Annotated in this window: 20 protein-coding genes; 14 read left to right on the forward strand and 6 right to left on the reverse strand. The window is 63.5% G+C overall.

Annotated elements, in window-relative coordinates; genetic code table 11:
* Positions 1-19 precede the first annotated feature (19 nt).
* Positions 20-1,636 (reverse strand): class I adenylate-forming enzyme family protein, encoded by a 1,617-nt coding sequence (locus LH20_RS21820; RefSeq protein WP_053556481.1) that lies wholly within the window; start codon positions 1,634-1,636, stop codon positions 20-22.
* A gap of 197 nt (positions 1,637-1,833) precedes the next feature.
* Between LH20_RS21820 and LH20_RS24295 the strand changes: the two genes are divergently transcribed.
* On the forward strand, positions 1,834-2,811 hold the full coding sequence (locus LH20_RS24295; RefSeq protein WP_053556482.1) for a TonB-dependent receptor plug domain-containing protein: 978 nt from the start codon (positions 1,834-1,836) through the stop codon (positions 2,809-2,811).
* 35 nt (positions 2,812-2,846) lie between these two features.
* Here LH20_RS24295 and LH20_RS21830 read toward each other — a convergent pair.
* The 5 genes from LH20_RS21830 to LH20_RS23170 form a co-directional block, all read right to left on the reverse strand.
* Positions 2,847-4,210 (reverse strand): IS3 family transposase gene (locus LH20_RS21830; RefSeq protein ID WP_442800470.1). Its coding sequence is split into 2 segments (ribosomal slippage): positions 2,847-3,860 and positions 3,863-4,210, totalling 1,362 coding nucleotides; the frame shifts between segments, so codons are not numbered across the junction.
* Positions 4,211-4,249: 39 nt separating this feature from the next.
* Entirely contained in the window at positions 4,250-5,494 is a 1,245-nt protein-coding gene (locus tag LH20_RS21840; RefSeq protein WP_053556483.1) for a methyl-accepting chemotaxis protein, read from the reverse strand.
* A 90-nt stretch (positions 5,495-5,584) separates the two neighbouring features.
* Complete coding sequence (locus LH20_RS21845; RefSeq protein WP_235527237.1) at positions 5,585-6,961, reverse strand: FAD-binding oxidoreductase; 1,377 nt, start codon at positions 6,959-6,961, stop codon at positions 5,585-5,587.
* Between the two features lie 29 nt (positions 6,962-6,990).
* Positions 6,991-7,458 carry a lactoylglutathione lyase gene (gene gloA, locus LH20_RS21850; protein WP_235527238.1) on the reverse strand — a complete coding sequence of 156 codons (468 nt, stop codon included), beginning with the start codon at positions 7,456-7,458 and terminating at the stop codon, positions 6,991-6,993.
* 23 nt (positions 7,459-7,481) lie between these two features.
* Positions 7,482-7,964, reverse strand: a complete 483-nt coding sequence (locus LH20_RS23170; RefSeq protein ID WP_083455635.1) for a cupin domain-containing protein — start codon at positions 7,962-7,964, stop codon at positions 7,482-7,484.
* A 239-nt stretch (positions 7,965-8,203) separates the two neighbouring features.
* Here LH20_RS23170 and LH20_RS21860 point away from each other — a divergent pair, with 239 nt between their 5' ends.
* The 13 genes from LH20_RS21860 (at position 8,204) to LH20_RS21920 (ending at position 18,317) form a co-directional block, all read left to right on the forward strand.
* Positions 8,204-8,995 (forward strand): SDR family NAD(P)-dependent oxidoreductase, encoded by a 792-nt coding sequence (locus LH20_RS21860; protein ID WP_235527242.1) that lies wholly within the window; start codon positions 8,204-8,206, stop codon positions 8,993-8,995.
* 42 nt (positions 8,996-9,037) lie between these two features.
* Entirely contained in the window at positions 9,038-9,904 is an 867-nt protein-coding gene (locus tag LH20_RS21865; protein ID WP_053556488.1) for an acyl-CoA thioesterase, read from the forward strand.
* Between the two features lie 122 nt (positions 9,905-10,026).
* Positions 10,027-11,520 carry an MFS transporter gene (locus tag LH20_RS21870; protein ID WP_083455637.1) on the forward strand — a complete coding sequence of 498 codons (1,494 nt, stop codon included), beginning with the start codon at positions 10,027-10,029 and terminating at the stop codon, positions 11,518-11,520.
* Positions 11,521-11,997: 477 nt separating this feature from the next.
* Positions 11,998-12,204: a hypothetical protein gene (locus LH20_RS21875; RefSeq protein WP_158501184.1), complete on the forward strand. Its 207-nt coding sequence runs from the start codon at positions 11,998-12,000 to the stop codon at positions 12,202-12,204.
* A 9-nt stretch (positions 12,205-12,213) separates the two neighbouring features.
* Entirely contained in the window at positions 12,214-14,052 is a 1,839-nt protein-coding gene (locus LH20_RS21880) for a recombinase family protein (RefSeq protein WP_053556490.1), read from the forward strand.
* Between the two features lie 52 nt (positions 14,053-14,104).
* On the forward strand, positions 14,105-14,611 hold the full coding sequence (locus LH20_RS21885; protein ID WP_053556491.1) for a hypothetical protein: 507 nt from the start codon (positions 14,105-14,107) through the stop codon (positions 14,609-14,611).
* Positions 14,608-15,069 carry a DUF6878 family protein gene (locus LH20_RS21890; protein WP_053556492.1) on the forward strand — a complete coding sequence of 154 codons (462 nt, stop codon included), beginning with the start codon at positions 14,608-14,610 and terminating at the stop codon, positions 15,067-15,069. Before LH20_RS21885 ends, LH20_RS21890 begins: the two co-directional genes overlap by 4 nt.
* A 3-nt stretch (positions 15,070-15,072) precedes the next feature.
* A complete protein-coding gene (locus LH20_RS21895; RefSeq protein WP_053556590.1) occupies positions 15,073-15,471 on the forward strand; it encodes a DUF6915 family protein in 399 nt (132 codons plus the stop codon).
* Entirely contained in the window at positions 15,455-15,799 is a 345-nt protein-coding gene (locus LH20_RS21900; RefSeq protein WP_053556493.1) for a hypothetical protein, read from the forward strand. The genes LH20_RS21895 and LH20_RS21900 overlap by 17 nt, the downstream gene beginning before the upstream one ends.
* Positions 15,800-15,818: 19 nt before the next feature.
* The gene (locus LH20_RS21905; RefSeq protein ID WP_053556494.1) at positions 15,819-16,514 is read left to right on the forward strand and encodes a hypothetical protein; all 696 of its coding nucleotides are present in this window, start codon (positions 15,819-15,821) and stop codon (positions 16,512-16,514) included.
* Positions 16,484-17,635 (forward strand): phosphoadenosine phosphosulfate reductase domain-containing protein, encoded by a 1,152-nt coding sequence (locus LH20_RS21910; RefSeq protein WP_321164253.1) that lies wholly within the window; start codon positions 16,484-16,486, stop codon positions 17,633-17,635. The genes LH20_RS21905 and LH20_RS21910 overlap by 31 nt, the downstream gene beginning before the upstream one ends.
* A gap of 23 nt (positions 17,636-17,658) precedes the next feature.
* Positions 17,659-18,039 carry a hypothetical protein gene (locus LH20_RS21915; RefSeq protein ID WP_053556495.1) on the forward strand — a complete coding sequence of 127 codons (381 nt, stop codon included), beginning with the start codon at positions 17,659-17,661 and terminating at the stop codon, positions 18,037-18,039.
* Positions 18,036-18,317: a hypothetical protein gene (locus tag LH20_RS21920; protein ID WP_144423754.1), complete on the forward strand. Its 282-nt coding sequence runs from the start codon at positions 18,036-18,038 to the stop codon at positions 18,315-18,317. The genes LH20_RS21915 and LH20_RS21920 overlap by 4 nt, the downstream gene beginning before the upstream one ends.
* Positions 18,318-18,341: the final 24 nt, after the last annotated feature.

Consider the following 18,341-nt stretch of genomic DNA (forward strand, 5'->3'; position numbering starts at 1 on the left):
GGATCGCTGGCGGCCGTCGTCAGTGACGTGAGCCGCCTTCGACCGCTACCTCTTGCGCATTCCAGTCGTCCAGCAACTCCCGCTTGAGCACCTTGCCGATCGCGCTGCGAGGTAGTTCGTCGACCACACGCACCGCCGCGATCCGCTGCATCTTTCCCAGCCTTCGGTTGGCGAAGGCTCGCAGGTCCTCCGGGTCGACTTCGCTTCCCGGTTTCGGAGTGACGAAAGCCACCGGGGTTTCGCCCCACTCGGAAGACGGAGCGCCGACAACCGCCGCTTCGGCGACTGACGGATGCTCAAGCAGCACGGCCTCGAGGTCGACCGGGTAGATGTTGATTCCGCCTGAGATGATCATGTCCTTGGCGCGGCCGACGAGGGTGAAGAACCCGTCCTCGTCGACGCTGGCGAGGTCTCCGGTGCGGATGAACCGCCGGCCCTCTTCGTCGAACCATTCGGCTTCCGCGGTCTTGCCCGGCTGGTTGTGGTAGCCATTCATCATCGAGCGCGACCGGCCCACCACCTCACCGACCTCGCCCGGTCCGACCCGGCGCCCGTCCGCGCCGATGACGAACATCTCGTGCCCGTCGATCGGCCGACCAACCGTATGAAGCTTGTCGGGATGAAGATGCGCGTCAAGCTGACACGAACCGCCGCCCTCGGTCATGCCGTAGTATTCGGTCAGCCCGCCGGGCCAGCGCGCGAGCACCTCGGCCTTGAGCTCCGCGGGAAACGGCGCGGAGGTGGCGTACTTGAGATGATAGCTCGATAGGTCGAAGGCATCGAAGTCCGGCACCGCGAGAATTCGGCGGTACTGCACCGGAACCAGCATCGCGAAGTTCACGCGGTGGCGTTCACTGAGCACGAGAAACTCGCGCGCATCGAACCGGTCCATCAAGATGACCGTGCCGCCGCCTGCCAGCGCCGGGATCAGGCTGACGAGGGTCGTGTTCGAATAAAGCGGCGTCGAAATCAATGCCACCCCCAGAGGAGTATAACCGGGTGGATTGGCGAGGTGGTGATGCGGCCAGCGCATGGCGTGGGATTGCACGATGCCCTTGGGCGTTCCGGTCGTCCCCGACGAGTAGATGATGTTGAACGCCTGGTCAGGATCGATCTCGACGGCCCTGGGAACGGAACCGGATGCAGTGAGCCACTGCTCGAAGGGTGCGCCGACTGCACCTCGCGTCAGCGCCACTCGTCGCGCCCGAATGCGCTCTGCGACCGGCGCGAGGAGCTTCGAGACCACGGCATCGAGGAACAGATGTGCGGCGCCACTGTCGGCCAACATCTCCGCCAGTTGTTCGGGTGTCGCTGAAGGCGAGAGAGGCGAGATCGCAGCTCCTGCCCGCAACGCGCCGAGAAAGATCGCGATGTATGGGATCGACGCGGAAGCGCAGATCGCGACGACGTCGCGCGACGCCACGCCATCGCGCTGCAGGCCAGCGGCGACCCGGTCCACCATCGTATCCAGCTCACGATAGCTGATGCTCTCATCGCCGCTGACGATCGCGACCTTGTCAGGCCGCGCCGCCGCCTGCAAGCCGACGAGTTCAGGGAAAGTGCCGAATGGTCGCGCGACGTAATCCGCGATGGCTTGCTCAGCCCCCACTGCTGTCACGTTCGTCTCACTCTCCATACCTCGGGAATCTCCTGTTTGCCGATCCGCGCTATCCGGTGTCACGCCTGACGCATATTCTCAATAGCGCACCTTTTCCCGCTCGACACACAATATTTCTCTTCTCATAAAGGCGGAAGCGCACTACCCTTGCAGCAGGCCGGCAACGATCGGCAGCGAATGTTAGCAACCGGTCCGCGCGACATTGGGAGGATGAAATGAGGGTGAAGATCAATTTCAGTCTGGCCGGCTCAGTGCTGGCAATAGCGGCCTGCGCTTCGAGCCAGACTGTCTCCGCGCAGGAGGGCTCGCAGACAGACAGCGATGCCACCACCCAGGCGCCCGAAGATCGCCCATCGGCCCAGGTGACCGAAGGTCAGACCGAAGCCGGAATAGTTGTCACCGCGAACCGCCGCGAAGAGCTTTTGAATGATGTCGCCACGGCGGTGTCGGCGTTCACGGCAGAGGATCGTACGATCCGCGGCATCCTCAGCACACAGGATGTCGCGAAATTCACGCCGGGCGTCTCGATCTCCGACAATCCGAATCGGGTCAACATTCGCGGCGTCGGCCGCGTGACGAACGCGCTCGGTTCCGATCCGGGCGTGGCTAACTACGTCGACGGTTTCTACACATCCGAGTCCGATGTGATCGGCTCCTCTGAATTCCTTACCGAGCGCGTCGAAGTGTTGCGTGGTCCCCAAGGCACGCTGTATGGCCGCAACTCGATCGGCGGCGCGGCCAACATCATATCGAAGCGCCCTACGGACGAATTCCAGGTCGAAGGCCGCGCGTTCATCAACGACTATATGCGTTACGGCGGCGCCGCTTCAATCAGTGGGCCGATCAGCGATGCGCTGCGCTTCAAGGTCGCGGCTATCGGAGCCAAGCAGAAGGGCGGCTACATCGAGAACATCAGCGGCCCCGACCAGTACTCCGACGAAATCTACACTATCGAAGGTCAGCTCGAGCTCGACATCACGCCCAATCTCACGGCGTGGACCCGCGTTCAGCACACGCGGTATGACCAGCAGCCGCAGATTCCCACCGTCATTTCGTCGTTTGCGAATGTTCCCTATTTCGGGGGCTTGGTGGCAAACCCCCAGTTCGGCCTGACCAATCCGTCCCAGGGTGATCCGTTCGTCGTGTCCTATGACTGTCCGTCGTCAGAACATTCGGCACAACTCGCGGCGTAGATTAGCGGAGTGCGGACCTCGTCAGGGGGTTGATGTTAGGCGGCGAACTTGCGGTGCTGCAAGCGCCGATGATCGATGGTCTGTCGCTTGATCCTTTCGCGCAGTTTGATGATTGCCGGAGCCCTGCCGAAGTAGGCGTCGGCAGGCGTCACGTTGGCCAGGCTCTCGTGGTATCGCTGGTGATTGTAGTGCTCGACGAAGGTCTCGATGTGGGCTTCGAGGTCGCCGGGCAGGAAGTAGTTTTCCAGCAAGATGCGGTTTTTCAGGGTCTGGTGCCAGCGCTCGATCTTGCCCTGGGTTTGGGGATGACACGGGGCGCCGCGGACATGGCTCATCTTCCGGGCCTCGATGTATTCCGCCAGCTCACCCGCGATGTAGCTGGGGCCATTATCGCTGAGTAGCCGGGGTTTGTGCAGCACCGTGGCGCTGTCGCAACCAGAAGCCGCCAGGGCGAGGTCCAGCGTGTCGGTGACGTCCTCGGCTCGCATGTTGGTGCACAGCTTCCAGGCGATGATGTAGCGTGAGAAGTCGTCGAGCACGGTCGACAGATACATCCAGCCCCACCCGATGATCTTGAAGTAGGTGAAGTCGGTCTGCCACATCTCGTTCGGCCGCGTGGTTTTCGTGTGGAACTGATCGGCAGCCTTGATCACGACATAGGCCGGGCTGGTGATCAGGTCGTGGGCCTTCAACAAGCGGTAAACCGTGGATTCCGACACGAAGTAGCGCTGCCCATCGGTGAAGCGTACGGCCAGTTCCCGGGGGCTCAGCTCAGACTGTTCCAGCGCCAGCTCGATGATCTGGTCGTGGATGCCCGCCGGGATGCGGTTCCACACCCGGCTCGGCGCCGATGGCCGATCTTCCAACGCCTCCGGCCCGCCTTCGAGGTAGCGATCATACCAGCGGTAGAATGTCCGACGAGGGATGCCGAGTTGGTCCAGCGTGCGCTTGGCCGACAGGTGCGACTGCTCGACGGTTCTGATGATCTCGAGCTTCTCGGATGCGGGATACCTCATTCGTCGTTGCCCCCATCCGCGACCATGCTTTTTTTGAGCAGACGGTTTTCCAGTGTCAGATCGGCCACGCATTCCTTCAGGGCCCGGGCTTCGCGGCGCAGGTCCTGGACCTCTCCGGTGGTCGCGGCACGGGCGGTGTCGCCGGCCAGGCGGCGCTTGCCAGCTTCCATGAACTCCTTCGACCAGGTGTAATACAGGCTCTGGGCAATGCCTTCCTTGCGGCATAGCTCGGCGATGCTGTCTTCCCCGCGCAGGCCATCCAGCACGATGCGGATCTTGTCCTCGGCCGAAAAGTGACGCCGGGTCTGTCGGCGGATGTCCTTCACTACCCGCTCTGCTGGGGCCTTGGCGGGCGATTTTACATTGGAGGATCTGGGCTTCATCTTCGTTCCTTCGTCACTACGACGAAGCCCAGATCCTCCTTAAATCACAACCTCAAATCTGTGCCATTGGTGCCGACGGCGGACATCGGTGATCGCGCCCGCCATCGAATTGGCGGTGAGTGCAGTTTCATCGATCGAGCTGGTGATAGCCGTCACCGTGCGCGCCTGACGATCCATCGCGCTTCGCACGCTCTCCGCATCCCTGCGCAAGGCTAGCACCGTGTCGCGCATGGAGGTCGACGCCGACACTGTCTGAGCGGACGCGCTCTGAATCTCGGCGATCCGACCGGCGATGTCGTCCGTAGCACTCGCAGTCTGTGCGGCGAGGCTCTTCACTTCCTGCGCGACCACGGCGAACCCTCGCCCCGCATCGCCTGCTCGGGCGGCCTCGATAGCGGCGTTGAGGGCCAGCATCTGCGTCTGCTCGGCGACGTGCCGGATGAGACCGGTGACCGTCTCGATCGATCCCGCATGGCCGGCGGCCGCGGTGGCGGTGCTGACGGCGAGCGCTGCTTCTTCGGCGGCGCGGTCGGCGACTGAAGCCGAATTGTCGACCACCGCCTGCACCTCGCCGATCGCGCTGATCAACCCCGCGGCAGTGCGGGCGGCGTCGTCCATCGCGAGGGCTGACTGCTCGGCGGCCGAAGCAACGCTGGCCGCGTTCGACAGCATGTCGACCGTCAGCCTCGCCGTTTGGTCGGCGCGATGCCGCACGTCCTTCGCCGTCGCCGTGGCGATTTCGACCGTGGCGGCAATGTCTTCGCGGAATAGTTCGGCGTGCTCACCCAGCCGGCGCGCAGCTCGTTCACGGTGGATCGAGGTGACCTGCGAGGTCATAATCTCGCATTCGAGTACGACATGGCGCAGATAGACCGCGGCCAGACGCCCCAGCTCGCGCGGATCGTCGATCCGGCGCGTCAGACTGTCGATCAGGCGATCGTGCCCGGCGGAGAAGGCCGAAAGCATGAGATCGAGCGGAGTGCCTTCGATCACATACTCGCGCCCGGAAGCGGCGATCCGGTCGACCCAAGCCTGGTCGATAGGGCTGGTTAGCTTTCCTTCCATGTAGGCGATGCCCGTGGGCAATTCGCGGACTATGCGGTCTTCGTCGACACCGCCCTCCGGCCCCACGAGCGCGGCGATGTGATCCCAGAAGCCCCTTACGATCCACTCGATGTCAGGACGGACCAGTCGCCAAATCTCCCGCAGGTCGGCCTCGAAATTGCCGTCCAGCCCGTAGAACTGTAGACGATCGGCGATCGCAATCGCACCCGCCTCCGTCATCTGCCTCTCCCTCGATTCCCCACCTAGTGGATAGCGGAACAGAGTTAACGGAGCATCACGATCTTGCCTGTTGTCTGAAGATTTCGGCAATCATGTCGGTATTTCGTCCGACATGATCTTGGCGGGATTGAGAATTCCCGACGGATCGAGCGCAAGCTTGACCGCTCGCATGACTGCGACGCTTTCGTGGCCATGCTCTAAGACTAGCTTATCTCGTTTGCCCAAGCCGATGCCGTGCTCGCCGGTGCAGGTTCCGCCTGCCTCCAGTGCTCGGTCGACCATCGTGTCGTAGACGCAGTCCATCCGCCGCATCTCGTCGATATCGTGCGGATTGACCTGGAACATGACGTGGAAATTTCCATCGCCGACATGCCCCACGATCGGCGCGACCAAGCCCGCCGCGTCCACGTCCTGCCGGGTGAGCGCCACGAGCTCGACCAGCGCCGACACGGGAACGGCGACATCGCTGATCACGCTGAGTGCGCCCGGCCGCAACGCCCGGGCCGCGTGATAGGCATTGTGACGGGCGGCCCATAGCGCCGTGCGCTCTTCAGCCGCGCCCGCCCACTGGAATTCACCACCCCCGTTGGCGGCCGCGACCTCGGCCGCGAGTGCGGTCTGCTCCGTCACGCCCGCTGGGGTGCCGTGGAATTCGAGCAGCAGGGTCGGTTGCTCGGGAAGCTCGGTGCCCGAATAGCGATTGCTGGCGGCAACCTGCACTTCGTCCATGAACTCCATCCGCGCGAGCCCGACACCGAGCTGCACCAGTTGCACGACTGTCTCCACCGCGCCGTCTAATGATGCGAACGGACAAACCGCGGCGGTCACCGCTTCGGGGATTCCGTGCAGCCGCAGCGTCAGCTCGGTGATCACGCCGAGGGTTCCCTCCGACCCGATCAACAATCGGGTCAGATCGTACCCCGCAGAAGACTTGCGCGCCCGGCCGCCGGTGCGGATGACGCGCCCGTCGGCCAATACGGCGGTGAGTCCGAGGACGTTCGCGGACATTCCGCCATAGCGCACTGTGGTGGTTCCCGATGCGCGGGTCGCGGCCATGCCGCCGAGGGTCGCGTTCGCTCCCGGATCGACAGGAAACATCAGCCCTCGATCGCGCAGGTGGGTATTCAATTGTTCGCGCGTGACGCCGCACTGGACCGTGCAGTCGAGATCGAGGTCGCGCACCGCAATGATCCGGTCCATCCCGGAAAGGTCGATGCACAGTCCGCCACTCGGAGCGGTGACATTGCCCTCGAGCGAGGTCCCCGCTCCGAATGGGATGACCGGAAGGCGATGGCGATGGGCGATGCGAAGGGCTTCCGCGACATCCTCGGTGCTTGTCGCCATGAGGACGCCGTCCGGAGGCAGCAGGTCGGCCCGGCCTTCGCCCCTCCCGTGTTGCTCGCGGATCGCCGCCGAAGTCTTGACCTGATCGGCAAAGCGCGCTTGCAGCTCGGGTTGAGCCGCCAACCACCTGGGCGAAACTGGCGCCTTCACGGTCAACTCTTCTGCTGCTGCGCCATGATGATGTTCCGCAACGAGGCGGGAGACAGGAGCTCGACCCAATAACCGTCCGGGTCCTTGACGAACGCGATGCCTTTCATCGCGCCGTCCTGCGGCCGCTTGACGAACTCGACGCCGTTCTTTCCCAGCCCGGCGCAAACGGCTTCGACATCGGGCACCGACAGTCCAATATGTCCGAAGCCCCGTGGCTCGGCATTACCGTCGTGATAGTGGAACTCGGGATCGGCCTCGCTGCCCCAATTGTGAGTCAGCTCGAGCAGCGCGGGTTGACCGAATACCCATTCGACCCGCTCCGCGCGATCGGCGGGCCCCGCTTCCGGCACGAACCCCAGGAAATACAGGCTGAACTTCAGGTCAGGGAAATCATAGCGATCGAGCAGGCTCATACCAAGCAGCCCGCGATAGAATTCCAGCGACGCCGCGGGATCGCGCACGCGCAGCATCGTGTGGTTCAACACCGCTTGAGTCATGCCGGGGCCGTTCCTGCCGTGCGCTTGGCGCTGGCCGCTTCCGGCGTCGCGGCGGCGCCTTCGCGCATCCGCTCCCACTCTTCCCAGCCGATATAGCCGGTGAACTTGTCGTCGTCGAAGAACAGCAGCGGACCGTTGCAGATGAATAGATACTCGGTGTCCTCCAAGGCCTCCGTGCGGCCATGCAGCACGCCGTTCGGCTCATACACGTAGTCGCCAGCCTCAAGGACGCCGTCCCGCACCCTCAATCGTCCTTTCAGAACATATGTATGCGAGGCTGAAAGGTGCTTGTGGGGCGCAGCGACATGACCCTTGGCCCATCGGAACACCGCCGCCCACGTTCCCGACTCAGCGCCGGTCCAGAGAATTCTCGTCCACGCTTGGCCCGGTTCGTTCTCAATCCAATCAGCGTCGGAGGCCTTGAACAGAGCGTCCTGGATTCCTTGATGAAGCGGCTCAATTCCTTGTGGTAACGGCATAAACTTATACTCCCACTAGTCGCTCAACATTGGGTCTGGCTAACGAGCCCTGCACTTTGCTCACCGAAAATCTTCGCAGCCTCTGTGGCGAGCTACACCCAGTTAGCTGCCAAACCCAAGGCCAAAAGCGCGCCGGTGCAGCAACGATATCTATCTTTTGAACGTGCCGTAGGTATAGCATGAAATTGCACGGGAGAGAAACGGTGTCGGATCGTAGGGAATTCCAGGGCAAGGTTGTGATGGTTACCGGCTCGAGCACTGGTCTCGGTCGCGGGATCGCAGTCGCGCTAGGCAGAGCGGGTGCGCGGGTGGTGGTCGCCGACGTCGCCGAAGCCGCGACGGAAGGACACTTCGATGAAGCGGGCGAGCTGACCACCGCCGCGCTTATCAACTCCGAGGGCGGCGAGGCCTTCTATCACGCTTGCGACGTCAGCAATGCCAATGCCGTCGAGGCAACCGTGCAGGCCGCGGTGTCTCGGTTCGGCCGGCTGGACGGGTTCGTCAACAATGCTGGTATCTACCGCGGCGGCCCATTCCATGAGCTCGCGGCAGAGGACCTCGACGCATGTCTGGCCGTCATCGTCCGCGGAACCTGGTTCGGCTGCCAAGCCGCCATTCGCCAGTTTCTGACGCAGGACGGCGCGGGAAGCATCGTCAACATCGTCTCGACCGCCGGCCTGCGCGGTCACGCGTATCAGGCGGCTTACACCACAGCGAAGAGCGCCCAGGCGGGCCTGACCCGCGCGCTTGGGGTCGAGTATGCGAAAACGGGCATTCGGGTGAACGGCGTCTGCCCGACCTACATGAAGACGGCGATGTCGCGGTCCGGCATCGAGAACCCGGAGTTCGACGCCACCATTGCCGCAACCATTCCCGCGGGCCGGTGGGGCCAGATCGCCGATGTGGCCACCTCCACGCTGTTCCTGCTGTCCGACGAGGCGGATTTCCTGCGCGGCGTTCTTTTGCCTGTCGACGGCGGCGAGACCGCGGGGGCAGCGCCTCATCATGCGGTCTCCGAGCCCGCCGCCTGAGCGATGCCCCTTCTGTCGAAGCCCCAGATGCAAGGAGAAGCGATGGACCCGAGCGATCCTGGCGCGGCGGAGAGTTTCGAGCAGCTGCTACAGCCGACGTCTCTCGGGGCACATCGTTTTGCCGGCATCGCCGGGGGCGGTCATCCGCGCCGCACCTTTGGCGGGGTTCTGGCTGCACAGGCGCTGGCCGCCGCAGCGGCGACGGTCGAAGGTAAGCACTGCCAGGCGCTGCATCTGTTGTTCCTCGCTGGCGGCGACGCCGACCTCGGCGTGGACCTCGAAGTGGGGGAAGTGCGGAACGGCGCCCGCTTTTCAGCGCGGCAAGTCCGGGTGACCAGCGAGGGCCGGCCGCTCGTCCAGGCTCTCGGCTCTTTCCACGCCGGGGACGAGGGTCCGGACCTGGGCGTCATGATGCCACAGGCGCCCTCACCGGACACACTTGAGGATCAGCGCGAGACTCGCGCCCGGAATGCGGCCCGGAAGGGCGTTCAGCACAGCAATTACGTGGCCGAACGCTGGCTGGACCTGCGACCTGTCGAACTTGCCGATGCTACCTCGAAGGACGGTGGCGGACACCGTTTGCTATGGTTTCGCGCGCGTGAGCCGCTCCCCGACGATCCGATCGTGCACCAGGCAGCGATCACATTCGCATCCGATGTCGGCCTTGTGTTCGTCAACCTCCAGATGCTTAATGCCTCGGGAGACACAGTTCGCCTCAACGCCGCGAGCCTCGATCACGCGATCTGGTTTCACCGGCCGGCACGCGCGGACGAATGGCTGCTGTGCGTTCAGCGCAGCACCGTGATGACGGGCGGGCGGGGACAGTCGCACGCCGAGATATTCGACCGCGAAGGCAATCTGGTCGCGACCGTCGCCCAAAGCCTGCTTGCCCGGTACGCGGCAAAATGAGGCTCGCCGAAAGCGCGTTTGACCACGCCTCTCCAACGCGATAGCCACTGTTTGAGAAAACGAGTCGGTCACCACGCCGGCCGCGGGATGCGTCGACACGGCCGACGTGAGGGAGACGGAATATGTCGACGACCTACGTTGAGGGAGGTGGGCAAGAACCCGCGGAGGTTCTAGCGGCCGCCGAGGCAGCCAACGACGCGCCGCCCACCAAGCGGTCCCTGCGCGACAAGCTGTTCTACGGACTGGGTTCGGTCGCCTTCGGTGTGAAGGACAACGGTTTCACGGTCCTCCTGATGATCTTCTATAACCAGGCGCTGGGCGTATCGGCGGCTGCTGTGGGCGTCGCGATCATGGTGGCGCTGATCGTCGATGCGGTGTGCGATCCGCTCATCGGCAACTGGTCGGACAACTTTCGCTCACGCCTGGGGCGCCGCCATCCGTTCATGTACGCCGCCGCGCTCCCGATCGCGGTTTCCTATTTCTTCCTGTGGAACCCGCCCGGCTGGCTCACGGTGGACGACCTCTTCTGGTACCTCATGCTGTTGTCGATTTTCATTCGGCTGTGCATTTCGCTGTACGAGATTCCGAGTGCAGCTCTCGTCGTCGATCTCGCACAGGATTATGACGATCGCACCTCGCTCCTGAGCTACCGCTACTTCTTCGGCTGGGTCGGCGGGCTCACCATCAGCGTGCTTGGCTTCAGCGTATTCCTGAGGCCGAGCGCCGAGTATCCGACCGGCACGCTGAACCTCGATGGCTATTCACTGTACGGCCTCACCGCATCGCTGATGATGTTCGCCGCCATCATCGCTTCCAGCCTCGGGACACAGCGGCTGGTCGCCCAGTTCCCCGCAGTGCCCGAGCGGCAGCCGTTCGTGTTCGCCAGGTCGGCGCGGGAGATTTGGGGGACCCTGGTGAACCGACCGTTCCTGACCGTCGCGGGGGCCACGCTCTTCAGCTTTGCGGCAAGCGGCATCGCCACGGCCTGCCTGACGTACTTCCGCATATTCTTTTGGGAGCTCACGGGCGATCAGATATCGCTCCTCCTCGTGGGCAACTTCGCGGCAGTCTTCGTGGCCCTGTTCGCCGCCCCGCGGATTGCCGCTGCGCTCGGGAAGAAGCGGGCGGCGGTGACGCTGTGGATCGGGATCATCCTCGCCAGTCCGGCCATGTACTGGAGCCGCTTGCTGGGCCTGCTGCCGCCCAACGGCTCGGAACTGCTCTATTGGATTCTTTTCACCTCGAGCTTCGTTAATACGCTGATGGCGGTATGCATTGGGGTGGTCGGATCGTCGTTGCTGGCCGATGTCGTCGAGCACACAGCAGCGCGCACCGGGCGTCATGCCGCTGGCCTGATTTTCTCCGCCAACGCATTCATGCTGAAAGCGACCTCGGGCATCGGAGCCTTCGGCGCTGGGATGATCCTAGCGTATGTCGAGTTTCCTGAGGGCGCCAAAGTCGGGCAGGTTTCGCAAGATGTCCTGATCAAGCTGGGCTGGACCGAACCCGCAGTCATCATGGGCCTACAAATCGCAGCGCTAGGGCTGATCCTCGGCTACCCCATCACACGTGCGATCCATGAGGCCAATCTGCGGAAGTTGGCGGCCAATTCCTAATCGGTCAGAAATCATCCCGGCGAGCGATGCCTCGGCGACCCCCGGGGCGCGTATGACCCGCGGTAGTGTCCGCATGGGGGTCTGCCTGGGGCAATGTGCCGTGCTCGCAACCTCGAGTCAGCGATTCGCGCCGCCAGCTTAACTAGGCGTTGTATGCGGACGCCTAGTGATACGTCCGTAGATTCGGTGGCCCGCTAGTGAAGTGAGCAACGATCGTAGATCAAGTTACCGATCTTCGAGGGCGCAAATTTGCCCATACGCCGGCGCAAAAAATCGATCGCGGTCAGCAATTTATGCAGGCAGGGATACAAGTTCCAACGCTTCCAAGCTTCGAGGTCATGACCGACAGTTTAAGTTGAGCACTGTCGAGGTAAAATAAAAACGCCACCGCCATTCTCCATGCCTAGTGCTAGTTCGAGCTTACTCCTAATTGGTAGGGCATCGACAACAGCTAGAGAACTACCAATTATGAGAACCATGATCGAGGAGTGGCCTGCCATGCATAGCGCCGGCGCAATTCCCATGCCCGCAGGGCTGAAATTCTACACGAAAACGGTCAAAAGTGGCCGTCGAGGGAAGCAACCGCACGTTGTCTACCTGCTGATGGACGACGATCCGCCCGTGGACCTGTCAGAGGTCGAAATGTTTGCAGACTTGATGAACCGCAAGTCGGCGGCTTCGTAGGAGGAACAAATGGTAGTCAAACCCCGTCCGTCCCTCTCCAAGCCGCGGTGCGTCATCTACGCTCGTGTATCCACGGATAAGCAGGCGAAACAGAACATTTCCATTCCCGATCAGATGGCCAGAGCTAGGGTCTACGCAGATTTGCAGGGCTGGCAGGTTGTAGGGGAATATGTGGATGCGGGCGCGAGCGGCAGGGACGACACTGGTCGGCCCCAGTTCCGTGAGATGCTGGCTGAAGCGAAGAAGAAGCCCCGCTCCTTTGAGTTCATTGTGGTGCACAGCTTCTCCCGCTTTTATCGCGATCAGCCTCGCTCGGAGCTGGAGCGGCGCGAGTTGAAGCGCAACGGAGTTCAGGTCCGCTCTCTCACGCAAGAAATCGAGGATGACGGAGGCGGTGGAACCCTAGCACTGTCGGTCATGGGTCTGATCGACGAGTATTTCAGCCGCGAACAATCGAAGCATGTCCGCAGGGCGATGGAGGAGAATGCTCGCCAAGGGTTCAGAAGCGGAGGTACGGCACCGTTTGGTTACGAGTACAAGGTCGCCGAGATGCGCGGCGAGCGTGCGAAGAAGAAGCTCACCATCAACGAGGCCGAGGCCGCCACTGTGCGAGAGGCCTTTGAGTTGCACGCCGCGGGACTCGGGATCGCGAAGATCACGGATCGCTTGAACGAAAAGGGCTCCAGGACACGCAGCGACCGCCTCTGGGCGAAGAATGTGATCCACGCGATGCTCTCCAACGAAACGTATGTCGGTCGGAATTATTATCGACCAACCGATCCCATCACCGAGGAAAAATTGCCCCGCGAAGGTTGGATCACCGTTCCTTGTCCGCCGATCGTTAGTGAAGCCCTCTTCGAAAGCGTCCAGGAGCAGATGCGCATGAGGGCACCTGAGATCACCGCGCCCCGGCTTACCACGAGTCCGGTTCTGCTGAGTGGAATTGCTCGGTGTGGCTCTTGCCTCGCGCCCTTGCAGCTAGCAACTGGCACGAGCTGGACCAAGGACACCTACCGATACTACAAGTGCTCTGGAAAAGTGCGCATTGGTGCATGTGCTGGCGGCAAGCCGGTGAGCATCTCGGAAGGATTGCTCGACGATCTCGTCCTCACCACCCTTTGCGAAAGCCTCTTCACTGCTGACCGCCTCGCTTCGATCGTCAAAAGCTGGATCGAAGTCCGCTCCAAAGATCGATCAGCCGCGTCCTCTCGCCTCAGTAGTTTGAGAGAACAGCTTAAGGGTACCAAGAAGCGCGAGCGGAACCTGTGGGACTTGGCCGAGAAGCACGGTCTCGGCCTGGAGGAAGATTTTCGCCAACGCCTGACCGAAATCGTGGAAGAACGGAACAACCTTACCCGTTTGATCTCCCTTCAGGAAGCTTTGGTGTCGGAGACCATCAAACCGCTCTCGAAAGCGGAGGCAGGCCGCATCGCAAGCGAGTTGCGTGAAGGCATTCAGCATCCGGATGTCGATGTCCGTCGTCGCTATGTACGGGCGTTCCTGTCGTGCGTCGTGGTCTATGAGGATGAAATCATCATTGGGGGCCACAACTCTTCGGTTGCGGAGGCAGCCAGCGGCTGCGATTTGCACCCGTTGGACCGCACTGCCTTAGTTCGTGCTTCTGTCCAGGATTGGCTGGGCACTTTTCCGGGCGAACTTCCAACACCCCGCTCCGCGATCGCCCTCATCGAGCCTTTCTGTGACGTCCCTGCAGACCTCGCTGCCGCGCTCGAGACCGACCGGCTCAAGACGCTCGCCCAGCAGGATTCGCCCGGCCAGGCCGAAGCGAAACGCCTCCTGATCCGCGGCGAACCCGCCCAGCCACGACCGAGCGAACCGAAGGACTGAAGGGGAGGGGGATTGGTCCGACGATCCAGAGGAGGATCGCAGGAGACCCCCCATGCCCATCACGATCGACCTTGGCGGCGCCCCCGCCAACGAAGACTGTGCCCAGCTCGGCCACACACCCGATTTCGCCGCCGTCAATCGCCTGGAGGTCGACGCCTACCGCGCCGCCCTGATTGCGCTGTTCGGAACGCCGCCCGAAGGCTGCGCCCTCACCGCGCAGCCCAATCACCACGATTTCGGAACCTACACCACGCTCGCCTTCGTGATCGGGGACGACGCCGACCTTGGTCCGGCAAGAGCGTATGCCGAGGCCGTCGAAGATGGCATCGGCTCCTGGCTCGAAGCCGGAATGGCGCCGCCGGTCACTTACGACGACGCCGAGGCCGTCTGCCACAAGGCGAGCATCGCGGACGTCGTGCTCGGCGCCCTGCAGACCACGCGACCTGATGCGCGCGGGAATTTCCCCCTGCCGGCGTTCGCCACCATCCACCGCAACCTCTCCGGCGCTTACCCGGACGAGGCCGTCCGCTTCGCCGCTCTCATGGGAGAACCCGCATGACGACCAACACCCAGCCCACCGCGCGCCTTCGCACCGCTCCGCGCGACGATGCGCCCTCGCTGATGCTGGCGGCGGTTTGCGCGGTCGCGGTCCTGAACGGGATCAGCACGATCGTCGTGTTCTACGACGGGTGCGGCGACGAAGGGCAGATCCACAGCATCGTCCTGCAGGGACCAGCGGACCACGATGGCACCGCACCGGAACTGCCGATGCCCGAAATGCCATGCACGTCCTGGTCAGTTCCCTTCCGCGGCGACGCATTCGAGGTCGACACGACCTTCGCCCAAGCGATCGACGATCTCGGCCTCGAGATGCTGGCCCAGAAGCACAACGGTTGGGAGGACGGCGACGGCGCCTTCGGCGAGCTCACCATCGACATCGCCGCGCGCAAGGCCGTCCTCGAACACAGCGTTCGGATCACCGAGACCGAGTGCTTCACCCACGAATGGGAGGGCTGACCGATGTCGCACTGCTACTACCATTGCCTGTCGTCGGTTCGCCGCTGGGGCGGACGGGTCGAGGATTATCGGGCGCTTCACGACTGGTTCGACCAGTCCAAGGCGATCATCGCCGACCCCCGGCACCGTGCGCTGCGTCACCATGCCGAAGGCATCTTCATGCTGGAGACGATCTTCGGCCAGACGATCGTCAACAGCGACGGCCGCATCGTGCCGGTCCGCCTGATCGGCGAGCAGCACGTCATCGAGGATCTCGGACGCGTCCCCTCCTTCGCCGATTGGGCCCGCGAGATACGGCCCGCCAGCTGGATGCTCCGCGCGAATCCGCAAGGCTCGCCGGGCCTCGACCCCGACATCATCACCGTCACCGTGAAGGGAGAGGCCGATGCTGACCGACTCTGAGCGCTTCGCGTTCACCGCGCACCGCATCCACGCCTTCGAGACGACCGGCAACGCCTACGATGCGACGCAGATCGACGAGGCGATCGAGACCGGCGACACGCTGCTCGTACACGCCGAAGGCGTCGTCGCGGTCGCTATGACCTGGCCGTTCGCCATCACCACCGCGCACGGCCACCTGCACAGCATGGCGCCGTCGAAGGACGGCGACACACTAGAGATCGTCGCCGAATCGCTGAAGGTCGAGCCTGGCGCCATCCGCCGTGCGGCCGAGTTCGCGCGGCAGCTCGGTTTCGAAATCGACCCCGCCGTCGCCCCCCTTCTCGCCTGACGGCAACCGGAGACCCACCGTGGCAAACAACTATCTTCAGGCCGCATTCGCGGTCACCGTTACCGCGTCCGAAGCCCGCCTGATCGCCGCGGTCCAGCGCGCGATCGAGGCCATCGACAACGGCGTCGAGGGCGATGAAGCCACCGCCTTCGTGGCGGACCTCGGCCCCGAATTCGCGACCGCTTTCCCGGGCGGTGATGCCGACCCGTTCGCCGGCGTCATGACGATCTTTCCCGACGCGGATTTTCCCTGTCTCGACGCCGACATCACCATTGAGGACGGACCCGAGGCCGACACCAAGATCGTGAGCTTCACCGGTGACCAGTTCGGCGTCGAACAGGTCGCGAACCTGCTGTTCGCGTGCGCCAAGTCCGCGTTGCCGCTCGGATTCCAGTACGCCTACACCTGCGATCGGCTTCGCCACGACGAGTTCGGCGGTGGGGCCATCGTGATCACCCAAGCCGGGATCCGCTACCACAGCACATCCGATATCCTGCGCGCCGGCCTCGACGGCACACCTACCGACGAAGGCCGTTCGGGCTTCGTGCTCGCCACGCGCGACCCCGAGCATGGCTTGTCGTTCTGGAACAACGAAACCGGTTTCGGACGATTGGCTGAAGCGACCGTTTTTTCCAAGGCCGAGGCCGCCGCGTTCGACAAGCCGATTGCGCACGACGAACCCGAATGGCTCGCATGCCCGGCAGGGTCGCCGTGACCGCCGTCAGCCGTATCGTCCTTCCCGCGGCGAGCGCAATCCCCCCAATCGCGCTCCCGCCGGAGATCGAGCGGGCACTGCGGGACGGTGCCTGGGCCGTATTCAACCTCTCGGGCGGCAAGGATTCCTCGGCCGCGCTGTTCGCGACCATGTTGGCGCTGGATGCCATCGGGCATCCGCGCTCCCGGCGCATAGCGGTCCATGCCGACCTCGGCCGCGCCGAATGGGACAGCACCCCTGATATGGTCGAAGCGCTGGCCGTGCGCGCGGGAATCCGGCTGCACGTTCGCCGCCGCCGCGGAGGTGACTTGATCGACCGCTGGGAACAGCGCTTCGCCAACGGGAAAGCCCGTTACGAGAATCTCGAGATCTACAACCTCATCGGTCCGTGGTCCTCGGCCTCACTCCGATTCTGCACGTCAGAGCAGAAGGCGCAGGTGCTTGGGCCCTTCCTCGCACGCGAATTCGCCGGCGAAACGATCGTCCAGATCATCGGCATCCGACGCGACGAGAGCGCCGCGCGCAGCAAGGCGCCGGAATGGAAGCCCGACGACCGCTTCGCGAGGCCGGGGAACGCCAACGGCACCGCCATGATGGTGTGGCACCCGATCGTCCATTGGGCGACCGATCAGGTCTTCGCGCTGCATGACGCCCTCGGGATCCCGCTCCACGAAGCCTACACCTGCTACGGCTCCACTCGCCTATCATGCCGCTACTGCGTGCTGCAGTCCCTGGCAGACGCCAAGGCGTCGGCTTCAGCGCCGACCAATCGCGAAGCGCTCTTGCAGCTGGTCGACCTCGAGGCACGCTCGACCTTTTCGTTTCAGCCCGCGCGATGGCTCGCCGACACCGCACCGCATCTGCTCCCCACGACGCTGCGGGCGGATATCGAGCGCGCGAAGCGCGACGCGGCCGAGCGCCGCGCGCTGGAGGCTGCGATGCCCGCCGATCTGCGGTTCTGCAAAGGCTGGCCACCCCGCCTGCCGACGCTCGACGAGGCAACCCGGATCGCGGCGTCCCGAGCATCGATCCTGGCACGCCACCGCCTCGACAATCGCTTCAGCGATGCCCGCGCCGTGCGCGGCCGCTTCGAGCAGCTGATGCTCGCCAAGCCCGCCTGATCCTCTCAACACGGAGAAGTCCCATGCCCGATATCACCGAACTGCCCGTCATGCGGGCGGCCGACGCAACCGCGATCGGCTTCGCACAGTTCAATGACGTTCCGCACAAGGTGATCGACATTCCCGACGGGGGATTCACCCTGACCACCAAGACGAGCGACGGCAATCGCGTCACCTTCTACTTCGGACCCTACGAGACCGGCGGCCCACCGGCGTTTATCGACATCCAGTACCACGATCGCGGCTCGACGATTCCGAACGCGAACGGCGGGCAGTCGCCCACCTTCGACTGCTTTGCCATCACCCGGGGCGGCACCCACGTCGTCGACAGCCGCAAGCTCGAAGAGGCCAAGAAGCCCTCGATCCTCGTGATGCTCCTCGAGCGCCTCGGAGCGCCGTCGTGAAGGAACCAGAGTATCACCGGATGATCGCCGCCCGCGATGCTGTCCGCGCGCGCCTTAACGGCTTGCAGGACCGTCTTCGCCGCGATGCCGCACGCTCCGCCAATTCGCCAGCGGCGCATCGTGGTGACAGCGGATGGCGCAAGACCGATGAGGTCGAATACCAAGATTCACTGGCGCGCCTGCAGCACGCCCATCGGTCGGACATCGGTGCGCTGACCGCCAAGCTGGACCGCCAGCAGGCGGCGATCCGAGCATTCATCATTCGCAACCCCAGCTGACGCGGACGAAAGGCAAGGGGGAAC

It is taken from the genome of Sphingopyxis sp. 113P3 (assembly GCF_001278035.1).
GTDB lineage: Bacteria > Pseudomonadota > Alphaproteobacteria > Sphingomonadales > Sphingomonadaceae > Sphingopyxis.

Bases quoted from the DNA above. Each gene is read 5' to 3' on its own strand.
- LH20_RS21820 (WP_053556481.1), bottom strand. From the start codon at position 1,636: ATGGAGAGTGAGACGAACGTGACAGCAGTGGGGGCTGAGCAAGCCATC.
- LH20_RS24295 (WP_053556482.1), top strand. From the start codon at position 1,834: ATGAGGGTGAAGATCAATTTCAGTCTGGCCGGCTCAGTGCTGGCAATA.
- LH20_RS21840 (WP_053556483.1), bottom strand. From the start codon at position 5,494: ATGACGGAGGCGGGTGCGATTGCGATCGCCGATCGTCTACAGTTCTAC.
- gloA (WP_235527238.1), bottom strand. From the start codon at position 7,458: ATGCTGCGCGTGCGCGATCCCGCGGCGTCGCTGGAATTCTATCGCGGG.
- LH20_RS23170 (WP_083455635.1), bottom strand. From the start codon at position 7,964: ATGCCGTTACCACAAGGAATTGAGCCGCTTCATCAAGGAATCCAGGAC.
- LH20_RS21860 (WP_235527242.1), top strand. From the start codon at position 8,204: ATGGTTACCGGCTCGAGCACTGGTCTCGGTCGCGGGATCGCAGTCGCG.
- LH20_RS21865 (WP_053556488.1), top strand. From the start codon at position 9,038: ATGGACCCGAGCGATCCTGGCGCGGCGGAGAGTTTCGAGCAGCTGCTA.
- LH20_RS21870 (WP_083455637.1), top strand. From the start codon at position 10,027: ATGTCGACGACCTACGTTGAGGGAGGTGGGCAAGAACCCGCGGAGGTT.
- LH20_RS21875 (WP_158501184.1), top strand. From the start codon at position 11,998: ATGATCGAGGAGTGGCCTGCCATGCATAGCGCCGGCGCAATTCCCATG.
- LH20_RS21880 (WP_053556490.1), top strand. From the start codon at position 12,214: ATGGTAGTCAAACCCCGTCCGTCCCTCTCCAAGCCGCGGTGCGTCATC.
- LH20_RS21885 (WP_053556491.1), top strand. From the start codon at position 14,105: ATGCCCATCACGATCGACCTTGGCGGCGCCCCCGCCAACGAAGACTGT.
- LH20_RS21890 (WP_053556492.1), top strand. From the start codon at position 14,608: ATGACGACCAACACCCAGCCCACCGCGCGCCTTCGCACCGCTCCGCGC.
- LH20_RS21895 (WP_053556590.1), top strand. From the start codon at position 15,073: ATGTCGCACTGCTACTACCATTGCCTGTCGTCGGTTCGCCGCTGGGGC.
- LH20_RS21900 (WP_053556493.1), top strand. From the start codon at position 15,455: ATGCTGACCGACTCTGAGCGCTTCGCGTTCACCGCGCACCGCATCCAC.
- LH20_RS21910 (WP_321164253.1), top strand. From the start codon at position 16,484: ATGGCTCGCATGCCCGGCAGGGTCGCCGTGACCGCCGTCAGCCGTATC.
- LH20_RS21915 (WP_053556495.1), top strand. From the start codon at position 17,659: ATGCCCGATATCACCGAACTGCCCGTCATGCGGGCGGCCGACGCAACC.